At 62.0% G+C, this 20,419-nt stretch carries 17 protein-coding genes; 12 read left to right on the top strand and 5 right to left on the bottom strand.

The genetic code is table 11. The features are described 5' to 3' along the window. Window positions 1–51 precede the first annotated feature (51 nt). The gene (locus P9A17_RS19470) at window positions 52–1,587 is read left to right on the top strand and encodes an MFS transporter (RefSeq protein WP_278040336.1); all 1,536 of its coding nucleotides are present in this window, start codon (window positions 52–54) and stop codon (window positions 1,585–1,587) included. A gap of 6 nt (window positions 1,588–1,593) precedes the next feature. Here P9A17_RS19470 and P9A17_RS19465 read toward each other — a convergent pair whose 3' ends face one another. Next, window positions 1,594–3,003 (bottom strand): hypothetical protein, encoded by a 1,410-nt coding sequence (locus P9A17_RS19465; RefSeq protein WP_278040335.1) that lies wholly within the window; start codon window positions 3,001–3,003, stop codon window positions 1,594–1,596. 318 nt (window positions 3,004–3,321) lie between these two features. Between P9A17_RS19465 and P9A17_RS19460 the strand changes: the two genes are divergently transcribed. From P9A17_RS19460 to P9A17_RS19440, 5 genes are all read left to right on the top strand, one after another. Then, on the top strand, window positions 3,322–4,317 hold the full coding sequence (locus P9A17_RS19460; protein ID WP_278040334.1) for a sulfotransferase family protein: 996 nt from the start codon (window positions 3,322–3,324) through the stop codon (window positions 4,315–4,317). Window positions 4,318–4,346: 29 nt separating this feature from the next. Beyond that, window positions 4,347–5,633: a glycosyltransferase gene (locus tag P9A17_RS19455; RefSeq protein ID WP_278040333.1), complete on the top strand. Its 1,287-nt coding sequence runs from the start codon at window positions 4,347–4,349 to the stop codon at window positions 5,631–5,633. A gap of 229 nt (window positions 5,634–5,862) precedes the next feature. Continuing rightward, complete coding sequence (locus tag P9A17_RS19450) at window positions 5,863–6,675, top strand: TylF/MycF/NovP-related O-methyltransferase (protein ID WP_278040332.1); 813 nt, start codon at window positions 5,863–5,865, stop codon at window positions 6,673–6,675. 33 nt (window positions 6,676–6,708) lie between these two features. Beyond that, a complete protein-coding gene (locus P9A17_RS19445; RefSeq protein ID WP_278040331.1) occupies window positions 6,709–7,707 on the top strand; it encodes a Gfo/Idh/MocA family oxidoreductase in 999 nt (332 codons plus the stop codon). 145 nt (window positions 7,708–7,852) lie between these two features. Continuing rightward, window positions 7,853–8,851, top strand: coding sequence for a Gfo/Idh/MocA family oxidoreductase (locus tag P9A17_RS19440; RefSeq protein WP_278040330.1), 999 nt, complete (start codon window positions 7,853–7,855; stop codon window positions 8,849–8,851). Window positions 8,852–8,885: 34 nt separating this feature from the next. Here P9A17_RS19440 and P9A17_RS19435 read toward each other — a convergent pair whose 3' ends face one another. Beyond that, window positions 8,886–10,526, bottom strand: coding sequence for a GMC family oxidoreductase (locus tag P9A17_RS19435; protein WP_278040329.1), 1,641 nt, complete (start codon window positions 10,524–10,526; stop codon window positions 8,886–8,888). A gap of 170 nt (window positions 10,527–10,696) precedes the next feature. On the opposite strand from P9A17_RS19435, the gene P9A17_RS19430 reads away from it, so the two are divergent. Further along, window positions 10,697–11,977: a glycosyltransferase gene (locus P9A17_RS19430; RefSeq protein ID WP_278040328.1), complete on the top strand. Its 1,281-nt coding sequence runs from the start codon at window positions 10,697–10,699 to the stop codon at window positions 11,975–11,977. A gap of 157 nt (window positions 11,978–12,134) precedes the next feature. After that, the gene (locus tag P9A17_RS19425; RefSeq protein WP_347403848.1) at window positions 12,135–12,995 is read left to right on the top strand and encodes a rhamnosyl O-methyltransferase; all 861 of its coding nucleotides are present in this window, start codon (window positions 12,135–12,137) and stop codon (window positions 12,993–12,995) included. Window positions 12,996–13,238: 243 nt separating this feature from the next. Here the strand turns inward: P9A17_RS19425 and P9A17_RS19420 are convergent, their stop codons facing one another. Further along, on the bottom strand, window positions 13,239–13,940 hold the full coding sequence (locus tag P9A17_RS19420) for a rhamnosyl O-methyltransferase (protein WP_278040590.1): 702 nt from the start codon (window positions 13,938–13,940) through the stop codon (window positions 13,239–13,241). Window positions 13,941–14,231: 291 nt separating this feature from the next. On the opposite strand from P9A17_RS19420, the gene P9A17_RS19415 reads away from it, so the two are divergent. Both P9A17_RS19415 and P9A17_RS19410 read left to right on the top strand, forming a co-directional pair. Further along, window positions 14,232–15,614 (top strand): nucleotide sugar dehydrogenase, encoded by a 1,383-nt coding sequence (locus P9A17_RS19415; protein ID WP_278040327.1) that lies wholly within the window; start codon window positions 14,232–14,234, stop codon window positions 15,612–15,614. Between the two features lie 31 nt (window positions 15,615–15,645). Beyond that, complete coding sequence (locus tag P9A17_RS19410; protein ID WP_278040326.1) at window positions 15,646–16,632, top strand: GDP-mannose 4,6-dehydratase; 987 nt, start codon at window positions 15,646–15,648, stop codon at window positions 16,630–16,632. A 51-nt stretch (window positions 16,633–16,683) separates the two neighbouring features. Here the strand turns inward: P9A17_RS19410 and P9A17_RS19405 are convergent, their stop codons facing one another. Continuing rightward, window positions 16,684–17,763 carry an NAD-dependent epimerase/dehydratase family protein gene (locus P9A17_RS19405; protein WP_278040325.1) on the bottom strand — a complete coding sequence of 360 codons (1,080 nt, stop codon included), beginning with the start codon at window positions 17,761–17,763 and terminating at the stop codon, window positions 16,684–16,686. A gap of 257 nt (window positions 17,764–18,020) precedes the next feature. On the opposite strand from P9A17_RS19405, the gene P9A17_RS19400 reads away from it, so the two are divergent. Then, window positions 18,021–19,106, top strand: a complete 1,086-nt coding sequence (locus P9A17_RS19400) for a class I SAM-dependent methyltransferase (RefSeq protein ID WP_278040324.1) — start codon at window positions 18,021–18,023, stop codon at window positions 19,104–19,106. Here the strand turns inward: P9A17_RS19400 and P9A17_RS19395 are convergent. Beyond that, window positions 19,091–19,600, bottom strand: coding sequence for a DUF2505 domain-containing protein (locus P9A17_RS19395; RefSeq protein WP_278040323.1), 510 nt, complete (start codon window positions 19,598–19,600; stop codon window positions 19,091–19,093). The two genes, P9A17_RS19400 and P9A17_RS19395, sit on opposite strands and share 16 nt — an antisense overlap. A gap of 66 nt (window positions 19,601–19,666) precedes the next feature. On the opposite strand from P9A17_RS19395, the gene P9A17_RS19390 reads away from it, so the two are divergent. Continuing rightward, complete coding sequence (locus P9A17_RS19390; protein ID WP_278040322.1) at window positions 19,667–20,416, top strand: class I SAM-dependent methyltransferase; 750 nt, start codon at window positions 19,667–19,669, stop codon at window positions 20,414–20,416. Window positions 20,417–20,419: the final 3 nt, after the last annotated feature.

The following is a 20,419-nucleotide window of genomic DNA, read 5'->3' as shown; positions in this document are numbered from 1 at the left end:
ACAGTCGTCCGCTACAGCAGGACGTTTTCAACGCAGAGCGGGGCACTACCGATGGCGGCCAGACCGACCGCGTCGAATGCGACGAGGAAGAACTTCCCCTCATTGTTTCGATCTCGCGAGTTCCTGGGACCGATCGCGGCGATCGGCGGCGTGCAGCTGGTGGCAGCGATGGACGGGCCCGTGGCGGTTTTCGCACTTCCCAGAATCCAGAATGAGCTCGGCCTGTCGGACGCGATGCGCGCCTGGGTGATCACCGCCTACCTACTGACATTTGGCGGCCTGATCTTGCTCGGGGGCCGACTCGGTGACGCCTTCGGCCGTAAACGCGTCTTTATCGCCGGCGTGGCCCTGTTCACCTTCGCCTCCGCCCTGTGCGGTATCGCGTGGAACGGGGAATCGCTGGTGGTGGCCCGCCTGCTCCACGGTGTCGCCGCGGCGGTCGTCACTCCGACGTGTACGGCCTTGCTGGCTACGACTTTCCCGAAAGGACCGGCGCGTAACGCTGCAATGGCAGTGTTCGGCGCCTTGGCCAGTTTGGGAGCGGTGTTGGGATTGGTCATGGGCGGGGTGCTCACCGAAGTGTCTTGGCGGTTGGCGTTTCTGATCAATGTCCCCATCGGACTCTTGGTGATTTGCGTGGCCCGCAGCATTCTCAACGAGTCCCAAAAAGAGCGGCTCAAGCTCGACACTGCGGGAGCGGTGTTGGCCACGCTGGCGGTCACCGCGGCAGTGTTCAGTCTGTCGACGGGCCCGGAAAAGGGATGGCAATCGCCGACCACACTCATTCTCGGACTTTCCGCGTTGGTCACCGTAGTGGCCTTTGTCTTCGTGGAGCGCAGCGCTGAGAACCCCATCGTGCCGTTCAGTCTGTTTCGTGATCGCGACCGACTGGCCTGTTTCGTCGCGGTATTCCTCACCACTGGCGTGAGTTTCACATTGACGGTGCTCGTTGCCTTTTACGTGCAGAACCTCATGGGTTACAGCCCCGCGCAGGCGGGAGTCGGGTTCATACCGATAGCAATCGCCATGGCTTTGGGGACGGGCTTTTCCTCGCGGTTGGTGATTTCGCTTCCGCCGCGGATCATCGTGATGGCCGGATGCTCGCTCGTGCTTTTCGCGATGGTGTTCGTCGGTTTGACGTCCGACAGCGCGATGCCGTACTTCCCAGACCTGGTTGTACCCATAGTTATTGGCGCTCTTGGCATCGGCATCATCAACGTCCCGTTGGGTTTGTCGTTGATCGCCAGTGTCGGTCCCGACCGCGTAGGACCGATTGCAGCGATCATCGTGATGCTTCAGAGTGTCGGCGGCCCTGTTGTGCTGGTAGCCATCCAGGCCGTTATCACGCTTCGGACGATTCAGCTGGGTGGTATCACCGGCCCTGCAGTCGAGATGAATGCCGTGCAACTCGACGCGCTGGCGCACGGTTACACCTACGGGGTGCTGTGGTTGGGTGGGGCGGCCGTTCTACTCGGCGCAACAGCCCTGCTCATCCGTTACACAGCGCAGCAGGTAGCCCACGCGCGCCAGATCCAGCAAGTCCTCGATGAAGGCACAGAAAGGGAAGACGCCCAAATCGCCGAGTAGGGAGCGCTATTCGATTTCGCCGGATAGCCCGAACTCGACCAGCACTTGCGCAACGAGCTCGCGTAGTTCCGCTTTCGTTTCCACCCATCCGTGCCGGAAAGCACAGATGTACATGGTCACCAAGTTCATCTCTGTTGCTGTGCCGTAGTAGACGTGGGCCTGGCTGCCGATCCGTTCGAGCCAGCGCCGCGTAAAGTGTTGGCTTGCACCTCGTGCGAAGGCAGCATCGCAGAGTGTCCCGTCGAGCCGGATCGCCGCAGGACCGGTATCCCCAAGATTCGAACAGACCGCCGGCTGCTCAGGATCTGTGCGCGCATAGTCAGCGAGCTGGCGCCAGGCCCGCACCGGCGTGAACGGCGTCAGGGGAACAAGGTCCGCCGTGCCGTCCCGGCTGTCTTGCGCAGCCTTCATCGCGTCTTTTATCGCCGCGCGCGCGTCGCGGAGATCCGCGGATAGTGCCGTCGGATCGAGATAGGCGCGCACAAAGGAGACTGCGATCGCGCGCGCATCGTCGGCCGTGGTGCGCTCATTGACGGTGAGCAGCACTGGTACGCCGTCGACACCTCCATGTTCCCGTCCCATCTGCCGGTCAAGCAAGGCGGTGAATCCTGCGGCCAGCGTGCTGTGGGTGCCGCCGAGCGCCTCCGCCCGCGCGTTCCACTCGTCCTGTCGGATCCGAATCCAGATGCTCGGCGCGATAACAGGTTCGTCAGTGCCGGACTTCATCTCTGCGCCGTCGCGCAACGGCGACGATCGGCTCTCCTCATCCCGGCGCCGTCGGTTCTCCCTCACCGCCGCCACGAGAGCACGGGCAACCGCAGGCGTCTCTCGGGCCGTCTCACCGGCGTCTTGGATCAACGCCTGGAGTCGTGTGCGCGATCCCTGCGGGGGATAACCGAGTTGGCGCGACCTGCCCCAGATCGCTTCGGTTACCGCGACGGCGGCACCGATTCCGTCGATTACGTAGTGAGACAGCACCAGGCTGACGGCGGTGGACCCATCGGTAACGGGAACCACGTTGATTCGCCAGCCGGGTCCGGATTCGGGGTCGACAGGAAGTTGTGTGCACTCGTCGAACCAATCACCGAGTTCGGTGCGAGGACGAGTTCGATCATCGATGTCGATACCCGACGAGAATGCGGCGGCGACCCAGCGATGCCGACCGAACGGTAGCGGCGAACGTTCGATCAGCCTCCCCAGCAACCCTTTTGAAAGCTCGTCGTGAAACCGCTGAAGCTGGTCGACCTCGATGGCACGCTCATACACCCACCCGACCTGCATGACTTCTTGCTGTCCGACCGCTCGATGGCCTTCGTAGAAGGCTTGGTCCAGCAGCGCGAGCCGATTATCCGATCGCCCATCGCCCCCGGACTTTCCACCAAAGGGTGAACGTGCAGAAGGGATCCGGACTGCCACTACCAAGCCTCCGATAAGCATGAGGGTTAGATGCGCGGTTGTGCACCTAACCACCAGGGAACGACGCCCGCAGCTGGTGCGTGGCGAGCGACCTTTTACTCGTGAGCGTAACCGACCGCGCTCGGCCTCCGCGTAATAATTTGCGATACCGTCAAACTGCCGTGCGACAAGGGCATTGAGGCGAGTGCTGCGCACTTGTCCATTAGCTTGCCGAAGACGTTCGGGTGTCCCTATCCTGTCGCCGTGTACAGGAGCCAACCTATCGGCGCAGGACGCATCGATTTCGTCCCTTACAGTCTCGAAGCGGGTCGCTGACCGATGCCCGATCTGCGCCCCGACGCGCAACGCATCCCCGAGGGTCGCCCCGTCGTGCTGTTCATTCTCGGATTCGGACGGTCCGGAACGTCGGCATTGACCCGGGTGCTGTCGTTGTGCGGGGCGACACTGCCTTCGAAGCTCTTGGGCGCGACGATGGATAACCCGCGGGGCTGCTGGGAACCTCGGGCGGCGATCTATCTCAACGAAGCGATACTGCGCAGCCGGGGCAGCTCTGCCTACGACCTGCCATTGCGCGCGCCCGCCGATACTCACTCGGCCGACCGAGACGAGGTCTGGATCGCCAAGATTCGAGATTATTTCGCCACGCTGCCCACGGCGCCACTTGTCGTCGTGAAGGAGCCGAAGATCACGGCGTCGAGCAATCTGTGGTTCGAGGGGGCACGTCTCGCGGGCTTCGATGTCGCCGCCGTGATCGCACTGCGACACCCGACCGAGGCGATCGCGTCGATAGCGAATCGCGCCGGAAGGCAGTATTACGTGGGTTCCTCGGCCGAGCTCGGCAGCGCATGGTGGCTGAAATACACTCTGCTGGCCGAAAGAGACACCCGGGAGGTACCCCGTGTCGTCATCGACTACGCAAATCTTCTCGACGATTGGCGTCGCGAAGTGCAACGGATCAACACAGCCCTCGCAACCGACCTCCTCCGCAGCGAGCAACACTCCGCGATCGATGAGTTCCTCTCGCCCGGCTTGCGCCACCACCGGCAATGCGGCCCCATCGTGGAGCCCTTCGGTACAGACTGGGTGAGGTCGACCTATGAGGCGTTGAGCGCCGCCGCACGGGACAAACCCTGGGATCAAACCGCTATCGATTGTGTTATCGAGCAGTACCAGTCGGCAGAGCAGGGATTCCGCGTCGCCGCAGAGGGCGCCCGACGCTATCGCAACCTCAATCGCCTGGCCCCGGCCCTTGCGGTCAAGGTGGGCCTAGAAGTCCTTGCACTGGCACACCGGCGCCGGGGTACGTGGGCCTAGTTTCAGCAGATGCGGACAGGCGGATAACGATGAAATGCGTTTTGGCTTTTTATGGAACCCGCGGCGATGTCGAACCGGGCATCGCCCTCGGGCGCGAACTCCGACGCCGACAGCACGACGTATACATGGCTGTACCACCCGATCTCATCGGGTTCGCCGAAGCCGCGGGGCTGAACGCAGTCGCGTACGGCCCTGACAACCAAGCGTGGCTGGCGTCGACACGAAACCTCTGGGCTCGGGTCTTCCGGAACTTCTGGCGGGTCGGTGAGATTCGGCGATTGCTACGCGAAGCGCGTGAGCCGGGCCTACTCGCCTGGGCCGAGATGAGCAGGTCGCTGACGTCACTGACGGAGGGCGCGGATTTGGTGGTGACCGGCATGAGCTATCAAGAACTCGCCCTCAATGTCGCGGACTTCCACGGCATTCCGCTGGCTACCGTGCTGTGGTTTCCGAACCGGGTCAACGGCCACCTCCTTCCGAACCTGCCGGCGTCAGTCATCCGGTCTGTGATGAAGGTCTACGAACGGCTGGTCTGGCTCGGCGTGAAAAAGTGCGAAGACGCGCAGCGCCGCGAACTGGGTTTACCGAAGTCGTCACGTCCCGCACCGAGTCGCCTCGCGGCACGGCAAGCGCTTGAGATCCAGGCCTACGACGACGTTTGCTTTCCTGGCCTGCGCGCGGAATGGGCACGGTGGGGCGGGCAACGGCCGTTCGTCGGCACCCTGACCCTGGAATCGGCGACCGAAGCCGACGACGAGGTCATGGCCTGGATCGAGGCGGGTACGCCGCCAATATTTTTCGGCTTCGGCAGCATCCCGGTCGAGTCACCCACCGACACCGTCACGTTAATTGCCGCCGCCTGTGCACAGCTGGGGCACAGGGCTTTGGTGGGTGCGGGTTGGAGCGAGTTCACCGGCGTCCCTGCAATGGACAACGTCAAAGTGGTTGGTGCGGTGAACTTCGCATCGATCTTCCCGGCCTGCCGCGCCGTGGTCCACCACGGCGGCGCCGGCACGACGGCAGCGGGTCTGCGCGCCGGCGTCCCCACGTTGGTCCTGTGGATGGCCGACGTTCAGGCGATGTGGGGGGCGGCGGTCAAGCGGCTCGAGATTGGCACCTCCCGACGCTTTTCGGCCACTACGGAAGAGAGCCTCGTGGCCGACCTGCGCACCATCCTCGCTCCGGCTTACCGAGAGCGCGCCCGCGATATCGCCAGCCTCATGACGAGACCTGCAGCCAGCGTCGCGGCGGCCGCCGATCTTGTCGAGAGATTCGCGTGCGCCCCGTATGGATCAGAGCACCACGTGCGGCGGTAGTGGTCGACTATGGGCACCAGGCAGAGCAAACGCCCAACTTTAATGACTTCTTCGTTAATTTGCTCAGGAGATCCCTTCGCCGACGTGAACTGCAGATTATATGCTGTGAGTTCACATGTTCGTTTGCTATCAAGCACTGCATTCGACGAGTTTTTGAGAATCCTGCAACAAGCCGAGCAACGATGCCTACACTCTGCGCGGAAGCCAAGCATGCAAGATAGGGGCAGCTTTGACCGTCACCGGCTACGACGTCCGATCGCTGTACCTGGACCTACTTCGCCGTAACCTCACGCGACAAGGAATGCACGAGCGCATGCCGTCACAGTGGCCACTGCGACGGCGCCTGATGCTGAAGGTCGTCAACGCCGTCAGTCCGCTTCGCCTCGGTATGAGCCCATTCAGTGAAAACAAGCGTGATTTCGGTTTGGACTGGCCCGCGGAAGCCGAAACCATGATCGGCATGCAGAGGCTCACAAACCTGCAGCAGTGCGTCGAAACGGTGGTGGATGAGGACATCCCAGGGGACCTCATCGAGTGTGGCGTTTGGCGCGGAGGGGCGTGCATCCTGATGCGCGCGGTCCTGGCAGCCTACGGAGACGACACCCGAAAGGTGTGGCTTGCCGACTCATTCCAGGGTGTGCCGCGATCAGATCCCGATAATTACAGTGCGGACAAGGGAATTCGGGCGGACTTTGCCGCCGGCATCCTTGGGGTGTCAGAGGCCGAAGTCAAGGCGAACTTCGAGCGGTACGGACTACTCGATGACCGGGTGTGCTTCCTGCCGGGTTGGTTCAAGGACACCCTCCACGACGCGCCCATCGAAGAGATCTCCGTGTTGAGACTCGACGGCGATCTGTACGAATCGACGATTCAGGCTCTCGATGCCCTGTACCCGCGGCTGTCTCCCGGCGGCTTCTGCATCGTCGACGATTACCGCGCCGTGAAGGCTTGCGAATTGGCCGTTACCGACTACCGCGCCAAACACGGGATAACCGCGGAAATCATCGACATCGATGGCACGGGTGTGTATTGGCGCAATTAGGCATGCCCGCCAAGACCTCGCGTCTTCGCGTCCGTGGCTGAGCGCGCCGCACCCATACGGGTCGGCGTCATCGGCGCAGCTCGCATCGCACCACAGTCAGTGATCCGACCGGCGCGCGAAGGTACCGACGTCGTGGTTGCAGCCGTATCGGCGCGCGAAAAACCGCGCGCCGAAGCCTTCGCCGCCAAGTACGACATCCCCCGGGTGCACGACAATTACGAGGCGCTGATCGGCGACCCGACGCTCGATGCGATCTACAACCCGCTGCCGAATTCGCTGCACGGCAGGTGGACTCGTGCAGCGCTCGGCGCTGGAAAACACGTACTGTGTGAAAAGCCGTTTACTGCCAACGCCATTGAAGCCCGGGAGGTCGCCGAACTCGCAACTGGGTCAGGCCGGGTGGTGATGGAAGCATTCCACTACCGGTACCACCCGTTGACGACGCGCGTTGAGCAGATCATCGCCTCGGGAGAACTCGGCGAGCTGCAGCGGGTGGAGACGGCCTTTTGCTTCCCGCTGCCGCGGTTCTCAGACATCCGATACAAATACCAGCTTGCTGGCGGTGCCACGATGGATGCCGGGTGCTATGCCGTCCACATGTTACGCACGTTCGGTGGATCGACACCGAAAGTTGTTTCAGCACAGGCGAAGCTGCACGGCACGGACGTGGATCGCGCCATGACCGCCACAGTGCGGTTCGCGGCCGGGCACACCGGCACGCTCCATTGCTCCATGTGGTCATCGAGCTTCCTGCGAGTGAGTGCCCGAGTAGTCGGCAGTCGCGGCAGTGTGAGCGTGCTCAATCCGGTACTGCCTCACCTGTTCCATCGGCTTACGGTCCGATCAGCTGCAGGAAAGCGAGTGGAGCGCTTCCCGCGACGCACTTCCTACGCGTATCAGCTCGACGCTTTCGCCGCAGCGGTGCTGCGCGGTGTACCCGTCAAGACGACGCCCCAGGATGCGGTCGAGAACATGACCGTCATCGACGAGATTTACCGCGCTGCAGGACTGCCGACGCGCGAGCCGGACTAGACGGTGTTTCGCGGCGGACTGCTTCAAAGGTTGTTGCGATCCCATTGACGCCGTTGGATTGAGTTGTGGCCCTTCGGTAATCACATGCCGCTGTCAAGTAACCAAAGCTAGCCTCGGGCCCACGTCGACTGCTAGCGTCGTGTCCATGCCCCACAGTACGGCCCCGATCCGGATCGGCCTTCTTGGTGCGTCCAACTTCGCAGAGACGACGCTCATCAACCCGGCTCGCGACAACACCGACGTTGTCATAGCGGCGGTGGGAGCACGTAATGACGAGAGCGCACAGACTTTTGCCGCCGAGCACGGCATCGCCCGTGCACACGGCAGTTACGACTCACTCGTCGACGATCCAGAGCTGGACGCCATCTACATCCTGGCGCCAACGAGCATGCACGGCAGATGGACTCGTGCAGCCCTCGCCGCGGGTAAGCATGTCCTATGCGAGAAACCTTTCACCGCAAACGGGGCCGAGGCCCGCGAGATCGCAGATCTAGCGGTTGGGTCGAACCGCGTTGTCATGGAAGCGATTCAGTTTCGACACCATCCGCTGACCCTGCGGGTCCAGGAGATCGTCGCCTCGGGGGAGTTGGGCGTGTTGGAGGTCGTGGACATCTCCCTGTGCGTCATGCTCCGACCTTTCTCAGCCAACTGCTACAACTACGCCCTCGCCGGTGGCGCGATGATGGATGCCGGAAGCTACGTGGCCAACATGGCACGCACTTTTGGCGGATCGACGCCGAAAGTTGTTTCTGCGCAGGCGAAACTGCGCGACGCCCGGGTGGATCGCGCAATGACGGCCGAGTTGCGTTACGCGGGCGGACACACCGGGCGGATCCGCTGCGCGCTGTGGTCGTCCAACCTGTTCCGGGCGACCGTCAAATTGAGCGGCGACCGTGGCGAACTGCGCATACTCAGTCCCGCCGCACCACACCTCTTTCCGCTACTTTTCGTCAAGTCGGCCAATGGGCGACGAGTTGAACGATTCCCGCGGCGTGCGACCTATGCCTATCAGCTCGACAACTTTGCGGCTGCAGTGCTGCGCGGAGAGCCGGTAAGGACTACGCCGGAGGACGCGGTGAAAAACATGACTCTCATCGATGAGGTCTATCGCGCTGCCGGCCTCCCCATTCGAGAGCCGAGCTGAAACTCACCCACCCGCCTGAGACGGCCGCTTTGGGTCAATGAGTGAAATGTTCCTGATGGATGTGTTCGGCCACCCGCAGTGAGTTGGCCGCCACCGTCAAACTTGGATTCAACCCGGCGCTGGACGGAAAGAACGAAGTGTCGACCACGTAGAGGTTGTCGAGTTCGTGAGCGCGATTCTGCGCATTCAACACACTGTTTTTCGGATCAGAGCCGAACCGGCAGGTGCCACAGACGTGGCCTAAGTTGGAGTTCTGCCGGCCGCTGCCCAGAACCCGCGTGCGAAAGGGCGCAAGCATTTCTTTGAACAGCCGCAGGAACTCCGCATGCCGTTCGATCTCGTTGTCATGCAACCGATACCGAATGCGCATCCGCTGACGACCGTCACGACTGGGTCGAGCACTGGGTAGTACTCGGTTGTCCAGGTAGGGGAGATCTTCCATCATCGCGGCAAGGACCAGGCCGCCGGTGAAGAACCGCTCGTATATCTGACGCACGATCGGACTGATCAGGCGGAGTGCTCTACCCTGCGGCCCGGGGCGATTGATCATCCATTCCATAGGCGGTATCGCTCCGAACGATTGCACCGTGCCGAACTTCTGCCCCTGGAAAAAGTAAAAGTCGTTGAGTCCGATTTCCTTGTTGGCCCCGGTGATCGCCGAATCTGTCCCCGGCCAAATCTCAATAGGGTCGAGCAGGTGCCGCATGAGGTTGCGCCCCACCTGATCCGAGCCATTAGCAACACCATTGGGCCAATCGCCGGATCGGGAATCGAGCAGCAACACCGGAGTAGCCAGCGCCCCGGCTGCCAGCACGACGACTTTTCCTGACAAGACAACCGTGCCCGAGTGGTGTTCACAGATCACCCGCCGCACCAACCTGGTGTCGGCATCAAGGCCGACGACGCGACACTGGGTGAGAAGGTGGGCTCCGTATTCGGCGATGGCTGGCTCTATGCAGGCGCGGGCCGCGTCGTTTTTGCAGGAGCGATCACACAGGTAGGTCTGACATGTCACGCAGTCGTCGGTGTACTCACACGCCATGGGCAGGTGATACGGGTGCATTCCACGTCGCGTGAGATAGTCGACCAACGGTTGGTTGTCAGCCGAAAACGGCGGTGCGGCAGGAAGATTAAGTCGACCTGCCTCAGGTCTCAGAGGGTCGGGCTGTCCACGGACACCAAGCAACTTCTCCGCTTCGGAATACCACGGCGCCATGTCGCGATAACTCACGGGCCACGCCTCGGGCACAGTTGACTCACCGGGGTCGGTGAAATTCTCCCTCGGCGTGAAGTCGCGGGCGAAGAATCGCTCGCACACCATGCCATACAAAGCCGAGGAACCCCCAGTCCCGCTGCCGATGAACGGTACGAAGCGCTTCGGGAAATGTCTGCTGACGTCTTCGACTTCGTCTGTCGACCGACCTGCCCGAGACAGTGCGTCGTAGTACGTCGCGGCCGAACGCGCCGCCGACGGCTCGGCAAGTTCGGGAACCGCGGCACGTATTGTCCCTGGCACACCGGGAAGGGTCGAACGCCCTTTCTCGACGAACAACACCTTCCGGCCGCCTTGCGCCAGTCGGTGGCCAAGCACCCCGCCGCCCATGCCTGCGCCCACGACGATCACGTCCCACGCGACGCGTTCGGCTTCGCTCGGTTCAAGCTCGGCACCAGCCACACTCGCTCCTCAACGTGATGATCCGAAAGGTGGCCTCATTCGGGCGATTCGGGATCGTATCAACGATGAAACCACGACCACCGCCGAAGTCTTACCTCGGCGTCAAAACCTCGCAATAATGACCCTGCTGCAGATGTTCAGCGCGCGGAGACCGGAAGGCCACACATTCGATGAAGATAGTGCTGTCAAGCTACGGGGGGCGGGGGGACATCGAGCCCGCCGTTGTCGTGGCCTGTGAGCTGCAGCGCCGCGGCCATGACGTACTCATCGCGGTCCCACCGAATTTGGTGAGCTTCGCCGAGGCTGCGGGAATCGCAGCAGTCGCCTACGGGTTGGAATCGCAGCCGATTCTGGACGCGCAGCGTGAATACTTCACGATCTACTCGCGCACACCATGGAAGGTCAAGGAGCTCCGAAGAATGGCGCGCGAAACCGAGCAGTTCGCTGCGGAGTGTTGGGCGGCAATGACGACGACGCTGGCATCGACGGTGCACGGGGCCGACCTTATGTTGACGGGCCTGATCTTCGAACAGCCCGCGGTCAATGTCGCGGAGTCTGCTGGAATCCCTTTAATCACACTGCAGTATTTCCCCGTACGCCCCCACGGCCAGCTGATGCCGATCCTGCCGGCGCCGTTGAGTCGGCTGGCGATGATGGCTAATGACTGGGCGGCCTGGCGCGGTACGCGAGAGGCGGAGGATGCACAGCGACGGAAATTGGGACTTCCAAAGGCTCGAGGAACCGCGGCCAAGAGGGTCTCGGCCATGGCCTCGATCGAGATCCAGGCGTACGACCAGGTGTGCTTCCCGGGTTTAGCAGCGGAATGGGAAACATGGAATGGGCAGACGCCCGCGAAGAGGCCTTTCGTCGGCGCGTTGGCGATGGCGTCCCCCACAGATGCCGACGACGAGGTTGCGTCGTGGATCGCCGCGGGGACGCCGCCTATCTTCTTTGGATTCGGCAGCGTACCGATCGGGTCTCCGGCCGACACCATTGCGATGATCTCCGCGGCATGCGCGGAGTTGGGTCAACGGGCGATCGTGGGCGCAGGAGGAAGCGATTTCAGCGACGTACCCTGCTCCGCTCAGGTCAAAGTAGTGGGTCAGGTGAATTACGCAACGATCTTCCCGATGTGCCGCGCCGTGGTGCATCACGGTGGCGCCGGAACCCTGGCGGCATCGTTGCGAGCCGGGGTTCCACAATTGATCCTCTGGACGTTGCCCGACCAACCGTTCTTCGCAGCTCAGCTTCGGCGCCTCAAAGTCGGTTCGGGACGACGCTTTTCGACAACCACCGAGAAGACGTTGACACGGGACCTGCACCGAATACTGGCGCCGGAGTACGAGGCTCGGGCACGCGAAGTCGCTATGAAGATGACAAGAGCCACCGATAGCGCCGCGGCAGCGGCCGATCTCGTCGAAGACTTCGCCCGCTTCACGCGGGTCATCTGACTTCGTATCGCCCGTCAGGTTCCGATGCGTCGGCATGCCGAATCCTCTGTGCAGTTCAAGATGGTTGCCAGACAAGCACATCCATACCCACACCCGCTCCCACCCAATAATTGACGTTTACGAAACAAACGCCAACGGGGCCTGTTACCCTGCCCCGGTGCAGATGGAAAGCCAAGGAAACGGCATGCCCGCGCCGACGCGTCCACAAACGACGGCAAGCATCGAAAAGAACGACAGTGTGATGGTTGTAGACAAGGGCCGGGTCGACAGCAACTCGTTCCTACGGATTGCCGCTGGACTGATCGAGCAACGGCCCACCCCGTCCGGACTGGGGAGGCGACTCGCCAGCGGCGTCCTCGCCCCATTTCTTTATCAGGAAACCGGTTCGGAGACCGACGAATACCACAAGTGGTACTACAACACCAACGTGTGGAAGCGGACGACGTGGCTGGGCATCGAAACGTGGAAGTCCGTCTCCGACATGTGGAACTATCAAGAAATTCTGGTCGGCTTGAAACCATCCTTGGTGATCGAGTTCGGCACGAACCAGGGTGGCTCGGCCCTCTATTTCGCCAGCGTCATGCGGCAGATCGGTGAACCGTTCAAGGTATTGTCCGTCGACATCACCCATATCCCGCTCAATCCGGCGGCCCGTCAGGACCCTGACGTCATGTTCGTCGAATCACGGTCGACGGTTCCCGCCATTGCCGAACAGATCAAACGCCTCAAGGCCGAATACCCCGGCAAGATCTTTGCCATCCTGGACAGCGATCACTCCAAAGACCACGTCCTCGCCGAGATGAAATTGCTGCGACCCCTGCTGTCACCCGGCGACTACCTCATCGTGGAGGACTCGATGCTCAACGGGCACCCGAATCTTCCCGGCTGGGGACCGGGACCGTACGAGGCGATTGAGGCCTACGAAGCCGAGTTCCCAGGCGACTACCTCCATGACGTGGAGCGTGAGCAAAAATTCGGCTTCACGTTTGCCCCGAATGGTTTTCTGATCCGAAAATGACCTAGGTCAAAGCTCGTAACATACCGCTCCGGCAGCGGCCAGCGTCCAACTGGCCGCTGTCGCGCTGCCCACGTTGCAGATTACCGCCAGTGACAGCCACTGAAAGTGTTGTGAGACATCATTTCTCATAGCCGCGATGGCAATGCCTCCAGGAGACCCGATACGGCCATGGCCGGGCACCGAAAATCTCCCGCTGATGCTTCCTCGCTTGCTTAACCCAGGAAGGGTAGCGGCCTGGCCGAATCAAGGTCGGTTGCGGATGAGAAAACCGTTGGGCGCGAAGGTGAAACCGAACTTCTGCTCACGCTCCACGTCATGGGTGTAGTCGTTCGGGAATTCTGCTTCGTAGGCTTCGATAGCCTCGTAGGGCCCTGGCCCCCAGCCGGGAAGCACAGGGTGTCCATTGACACACGAGTCTTCCACCAATAGGTAGTCACCTTCGGAGAGGAGGGGTCTGAGCAGTTTCATTTCGGCGACGACGTGGTCTTTGGAGTGATCGCTGTCCAGGATGGCAAAGATCTTGCCGGGGTATTCGGCCTTGAGGCGTTTGATCTGTTCGGCAATGGCGGGTGCCGTGGACGACGATTCGATGAAGGCAATGTCGGGGTCGGCTTTGACTGTAGGGTCCAACGGCGCGTGATTGACATCCACCGAAAGAACCTTGAACGGGCCACCAACTCGCTGCATGACGTGGGCGAAGAACTGCGCTGAGCCGCCCTTGTTCGATCCGAACTCAATAATCAGCGATGGTTTCAGCTCGAAGAGAATCTCTTGGTAGTTCCACATGTCGGCGACGGACTTCCATGTTTCGACGCCGAGCCACGTCGTCTTGTTCCAGACAAACGTGTTGTAGTACCACTTGTGGTACTCCTCAGCCTCCGTCCCCGTGGGCTGGTAGAGGAATAGGGCGACACCAGAATTCACGAGTCGACGCACGGTCTTCAGAGTCGTCAGGGCAATCTGGCCGATCGCCTGCCGGTTCCTGTGACTGGGTCCGTACGCGGGTCCCTCACGCCTCAGCGCCAGGTTCGTTCGAACTGGACCCTGCTCTACATCTTTTTGACGTTGCCGTAACACGGCCCGGAGGTTAGCAGTAGATGTTGCCGTAGCGGGCGAGGTATGCCGAATGTTCCGTTTCACAGCGTGTTGACGCAGACGTTAGTTTAAGCTGCCGCAGTCGGCCGGGGACTTATCGCGTTCATCTCACAACGCCCGCACGGGATCGAGAGGCTTGTCATGACTCAAGGCGTATTCGGACGCAGCGACGCCGAAATCGACCTCCTCGTACGAGGCATGCGCTCCGGGATCGCGGTCGTGGGTTTCGGATACATCGGCACGGTGATCGGGGCGGTGCTGGCTGATCGCGGCTGGCCAGTCACCGGAATCGACGTCCGCCAGAGCGTCGTCGACGACATCAATTCGGGCAAGACCGGTGTGGCCGAACCCGGACTCGACGAACTCGTATCTGCCAACGTGCGCGTTGGCCGACTGCGCGCTACCACCGATTTCGCCGCCGTCGCCGACAACGATTTCGTCATCGTGAACGTCGGAACTCCTCTCGGTCAGGACTACGAACCCATCGTCGACGACATCAAGGCAGCCGCGCAGGCCGTCGGCGAGCACCTTCGGCCCGGGCACGTGGTGATTCTCAAGAGCACGGTGCCGCCAGACACCACCGAAACTCTGGTTCGGCCGATTCTCGAAGCGTCATCGGGGTTGCGCGCAGGAGTCGACTTCGGGCTCGCGTTCTGCCCCGAACGTCTGGCTGAAGGCCAAGCCATCCACGAGCTGACAACAATTCCCGTCGTCGTCGGCGCAGTCGACGAGCGCAGCGCCCGCGCCTGCGCCACGCTGTGGCGACATGCTCTTGGCGTGGACTCGGTGATCGTCGAGGATCCGCGGACCGCCGAAATGGTCAAACTTGCCGACAATCTTTGGGTGGACCTCAACGTCGCGCTGGCCAACGAACTCGCCAAGATCTGCGACCGCCTCCAGATGGACGCGCTTCAGGTCATCGCCGCGGCCAACACCATGCCGAAGGGAGGTCACCCGGTGAACATTCTGAGACCCAGCATGGGCGTCGGTGGCTACTGCCTGACCAAGGATCCATGGTTCGTCAACCATCTCGGACAGAACCTCGGATTGGAGTTGGCGATCCCGCGCACATCACGAACCGTCAACGACACTATGCCCACGTATACCTACGAGTTGCTTGAAAAGCTGCTCGCCGATCACGGCAAGAGCGTCGAGAACAGCAAGATCGCCGTGCTCGGCATCGCATTCAAGAACAACACCGGCGACTGTCGGCTTACACCCACGAAGTATGTGGTGGGCTTGCTCGAAGCATCCGGCTGTCAGCTTGCTATCCATGATCCGTGGGTGCCCGAAGAGGATGCCCTGTCAGTCACGACGATCCCTCTCGCCCCCGACATCGAATCGGCGGTCAAAGACGCCGACGCGGTGGTTGTCCTCGCCGGCCATCGCGAGTTCCACCAGATCCCCCTGACAAGGCTCGCCGAACTGACAGCACCCGGTTGCGCCTTCCTCGACGGACGGAACAGCTTCGACCCAGCCGCGGTGCGCGCCGCAGGCTTCACATACAAGGGGATAGGCCGATAGGCCGCGTGACCCAGCGGGAGATTGAGGAAACATGGCAAATGTCGTCGTCACGGGCGGATACGGCTTCGTTGGATCGCATCTGGTGACCGCATTGTTGGATCGCGGCGATTCGGTCACGGTTTTCGATTTCGCCGAGAACACCCGGGACACCAGCATCGACTTCGATCGGCATCCCGACTTCAGATTTGTGCAGGGCGATGTCACTGACCTCGACTCTCTGCAAGCGGCCATCACACCCGACGTCGACAAGGTCTTCCACCTGGCCTCCGTGGTCGGTGTCAACAAGTACGTCGAAGATCCGCTGCGCGTTGCCGATGTCAGCGTCACAGGTACGCGCAATGTCCTTGAGTTGTGCCACCGGCATGGGTCACGTCTCGTATTCACCAGCACCTCTGAGGTATTCGGTAAGAACCCCGCGACGCCCTGGTCCGAAGACGACGATCGCGTGCTGGGCTCGACCAAGACTGCGCGCTGGAGTTATAGCACCAGCAAGGCGATGGCTGAGCATCTGGTCTTCGCCATGCATGACACCTACGGGTTACCGGTCACCGTTGTGCGCTTTTTCAATGTGTATGGGCCCAGGCAGAATCCGATTTTCGTGATCTCGAAGAGCATCCATCGAATCCTCAATGGCCTCGATCCGTTGCTCTACGATTCGGGGAGCCAGACGCGGTGCTTCACCTACGTCGATGACGCTGTCGCGGGCACCTTGTTGGCCGCCGACAGCGACGCGGCAGTCGGTGAGGTTTTCAATATCGGGAGTATGACCGAGACGACCATGCGCGATGCTCTCGACCTGGCTATCAAGATCGCCGGTGTCGATTCGGTGTCCAGCATGACGGCTTTCGACACGGCCGAGCGTTACGGCGCAAGCTATGAGGATATTCCCCGCCGTGTTCCCGATTCCACGAAGGCGCAACGTGAGCTGGGTTGGCGTCTCCAGGTCGACCTGGAGGAGGGGCTTCGACGCACCATCGAATGGGCGCGTGCCAATCCGTGGTACCTCGGGGGCGCATAGCACTGAAGAATCGTGCAGTCGATCACGCGAGCTCCTATTGCCTACTGGAGATCACGAGATCGATTGTTGGACAGCGCTTTCGCCGATCCAATGCAACAACGCGGCCAGACCATCCTCGAGGGTCCATTTGGGCTGCCAATCAAGCTCTTTTCTCGCTACCTCGACATCACATCGCGCCGCACGAACGTCTCCGTCACGGAACTTGCCGACGACGACTGGCTCGGGAGCGCGGCAGATGGCCGCGGTCTTGCGGGCCAATTCGTGGATGGTCGTCGGCACCCCTGACCCGATGTCGATGCAGCGCGAAGGCGCTGGACGTCGGATTGCACCGTACAACGCTTCGACGACGTCCTCGATGTAGACGAAGTCGCGCAGGATTCGTCCGTCTTCGTACACCTCCAAGGCCTGCCGCTCGCGCGACAATCGCGCGAAAAGCGCGACGATTCCGGTGTACGAATTCGTCAGCGACTGGCCGGGGCCGTAGACGTTCTGCAGCCGCAGCACGCTGAGGTTGCAGTCACGGGCTGCGGCCCACGCGGCCAAGATGTGCTCCTGCGCGAGTTTCGTTGCGGCATAGATATTGGTGGGGCGGGGTTCGGTTCGTGGTGCCGAACTGGCAAGGGGAATGGCGGTATCGCCGTTCGGCCCCTGTGGATCCCAGATTTCGGCCCGCAGCTGAGCGTGGCTGCGCGGTGGCGGGTAGAAGGTCTGGCCACCGGACTGCCAAGCACCCTCACCGTAGACGGCTCGGGACGATGCGACGACAAGCTGATCGGGCACGTGGCCGGCGCGGCTCAGGGCATCCAACAGCTGCGTCGTACCGACGACGTTGACCGAACCGTGCCTGGTCGCTTCCGAAAGTGACTGTGCTGTGCCCGTTTCAGCGGCCAGGTGCACGATCTGGTCAGGGCGGCACAGGCGAAGCGCAGCGTCCCAGTCGGGCGCATGCGTCACGTCGCCAGTGAACAACCGGACCGCCGGAGGTAGGTCGATCAGGCTTTCTGTGCCGTGCACCTGCGGATGCAGGATGTCCATCACGGCCACGTCGTAGCCGGCATGGACGAGCCGGCGTGCGAGGGCGGATCCGATGAATCCCGCTCCGCCGGTGATAAGTACGGATGTGGTCGCCAACCGCTACTCCTGCTTTCTGTTAGATGTCGACTGTGGACTGGGCGCGGACCGGCGCCGCCACGACGGCCCCGCACTCTCGACCCCCGCGCGAAGCCCTAGAGTCGAGGAATTATCGCATCCGTCATTTTCTGATGGATCAAATTGACGATCAGGGCAGCACACGCGGTTTGAGGACCTAGTGTGGCTAGCCGAGGACCTGGAGGTAAGCGGTGGATCTAGTCGACAGGCGGTCAGCGGATCGGACCGGCGGGCAGGCCGTGGATCGGACGACACTGCATCGCGTCTGGAAGTCCGTGCTGGTCGTCATAGCAGTCGGTGTCGCCGCGGCGTGCTTCTTCGCACCGATCCTTCTCGTCGTGATCCCCGTGGCGCTCGCCTTACTCGTGGTCGGACGACTGATCTACCGGGGTCGCGATCGCTACATCCCCAATCTGTACTCACGCGACATCGGCGTCTACGAAGACGAGTACCAGGCCTTCATCCGCCAATCGCTGTCCGACCTTCGGCAGTGCAAGATCTCCGATCACACCCTGCTGTGGGAAGCCTCGCGACTGTCACCGCCGCGCAACGACAACACCGAAGAACTGCTCCTCGATCTCGGCGTCTGGATCGGCTGGTCGACCCGGCTGACGTCCGAGGCGAGCGGCCAAAAGGTCTATGGCTTCGACACTTTCGAGGGGCTCGTCGAGGACTGGCAGATCGACGACCAGATCATGGTCAAGCGCGGAACGTTCTCGCTGTCCGAGCCGCTGGCGCAGCGCTTCATCCACGACACCGGCGTCACGTTGCAGCATGGGATCCCCCCGGCGCTGGGGCGCGATGTCGAGTTCATCAAGGGGATGACCTACGAGACACTCGAACCGTTCCTGGCAGATCGGCCCGACGCCCCGATCTCGCTCTTCCACATGGACCTCGACACGTACGAGAGCTGCCTGCACGCACTGGAGACGTGCAAGGACCACTTCGTCGAAGGATCGATCCTCGTCTTCGACGAGTACATGGTCACCAACGGCGAACTCCGCGCGTTCTACGAATTCCAGAAGAAGTACGGCCTGGAATGGCACTACCGGGCGTGGGGCCTGGAAGTGTGGGAAATGAACGTCGAGATGGTCACATCGCGCTGGAAGCGACTGTCGTACTACCTGATCCTGATCGCCGGGTACTGGTCGCTGGGGGACGGGCGGTATGCGTGGACGTTTTTCGGCAAGCGGTTCTGGCGGTTCTGGTTGGGCGCACCGTGGGGTGACATCGCCTTCATGCTCGGCGCTGCGGGACAACGGAAGTCGGTAAGCCTCGAGATCACCGGGCTCGGTGCGTTAGGCCGCAATCACGAGAACGGTTGATCGTTTTGCGCGATCCACTCCGCCGTGAAGCGGAGAATCGACGGCAAGTTCTGCGCCAGGTCGTTGCCGATGGTCTTCTCCAGGCTCCCGCCGACCAGCGGGATCTTGACTTGCACGCGGCCGTCGAAGTGCAACTGCGATCCACCGGCGATCGGCTTCAGAGATGTTGTCGCGCTGCATGATCCGAGCCCTCCAGAGACGGTGACTCCGACCCGACCCCGCACCTGACCGTCGCCGGGCGTCCACGTCTCGGTGCACTCCATCTTCAGGTCACCGGGCACCATGCGGGCCACCATCCCGGGTAACAGCTGCCGGCCGATGTGCTGCGTCATGTGCACGACGACCGTGCCATCGGCATGGACATCGAGGGAGTCCAGCGTCGTCGGGGCTTCACCGGCCGCGAGGCGAGCCAGCCAGTAATCCTCACGCCCGAACGCGGCATGGATCTCTTCGACGCTGGCGCCCGATTCGGCCGAGCCGTTGAACGAATACATGCCACTCCCTAGGGTGAGTTGACGATTTTATGAACAGGAACGTCAATTTACGGGCAGGATCTTCGCGTGGGTATCAACAACGGGCTCGTGATGTTGGCGGACGCCTTGCCGGGCATGAACCGGATCAGGGCTGTCCAACGTGCGCTCGACGGACGCGTGGACCCTGTCTACCTCGAGATCGGCGTCTCCCGCGGGCAGGCGTTCCAGAAGATCAGCGCTGACGTGAAGATCGCCGTCGACCCGGCCTTCCGGATTCCGCAGCGCACCCGCGAGATCGCCGACGCGAAGGGCCGCACCACCCACTATTTCGAGACGACGAGTGACGCGTTCTTCGAGAACGAAGCGGCGTTTCTCGACGAGCACCCGGTCGACGTCGCCCTGATCGACGGCCTGCACACCTACGAGCAGGTCGTCCGCGACGTCGAGTACACCGTGCGACACCTGAAAGACGACGGCATCATCTTCCTGCACGACTGCAACCCGCCCTTCGAACTGGCCGGCCGCCGCGCCGAATCCTGGGACGAGTTCATCGCCGGCCAGAAGGGCCCGCTGGTCATCGGCCTGTGGAACGGTGACGTCTGGAAGGCGATCGTCCATTTGCGCAGCACCCGCCCCGACCTGCTCGTCGGAGTCCTCAAGTGCGACCAGGGTGTCGGGTTCGTCCGGAAAGGCACCCCGGAGTCGACGCTGCCGTATACGCCGGAGCAGGTCGCGTCGCTCACGTATGCAGACCTCAAGGCCGACCGCAAGCGCTTGCTGAACCTGAAGCCGCCCCGATACGTCGACGAGTTCCTGGCCGCGAGCTCCTCGACGTAAGCG

Source organism: Mycobacterium sp. 236(2023) (assembly GCF_029623955.1).
In the GTDB taxonomy this organism is placed as follows: Bacteria; Actinomycetota; Actinomycetes; order Mycobacteriales; family Mycobacteriaceae; genus Mycobacterium.
This window is presented reverse-complemented; position numbering and strand designations above follow the sequence as displayed.

What these genes read in the sequence shown, in the direction of transcription:
- P9A17_RS19470 (WP_278040336.1), top strand. Translation starts at nt 52, where the DNA reads ATGGCGGCCAGACCGACCGCGTCGAATGCGACGAGGAAGAACTTCCCC.
- P9A17_RS19460 (WP_278040334.1), top strand. Translation starts at nt 3,322, where the DNA reads ATGCCCGATCTGCGCCCCGACGCGCAACGCATCCCCGAGGGTCGCCCC.
- P9A17_RS19455 (WP_278040333.1), top strand. Translation starts at nt 4,347, where the DNA reads ATGAAATGCGTTTTGGCTTTTTATGGAACCCGCGGCGATGTCGAACCG.
- P9A17_RS19440 (WP_278040330.1), top strand. Translation starts at nt 7,853, where the DNA reads ATGCCCCACAGTACGGCCCCGATCCGGATCGGCCTTCTTGGTGCGTCC.
- P9A17_RS19430 (WP_278040328.1), top strand. Translation starts at nt 10,697, where the DNA reads ATGAAGATAGTGCTGTCAAGCTACGGGGGGCGGGGGGACATCGAGCCC.
- P9A17_RS19415 (WP_278040327.1), top strand. Translation starts at nt 14,232, where the DNA reads ATGACTCAAGGCGTATTCGGACGCAGCGACGCCGAAATCGACCTCCTC.
- P9A17_RS19410 (WP_278040326.1), top strand. Translation starts at nt 15,646, where the DNA reads ATGGCAAATGTCGTCGTCACGGGCGGATACGGCTTCGTTGGATCGCAT.
- P9A17_RS19395 (WP_278040323.1), bottom strand. Translation starts at nt 19,600, where the DNA reads ATGTATTCGTTCAACGGCTCGGCCGAATCGGGCGCCAGCGTCGAAGAG.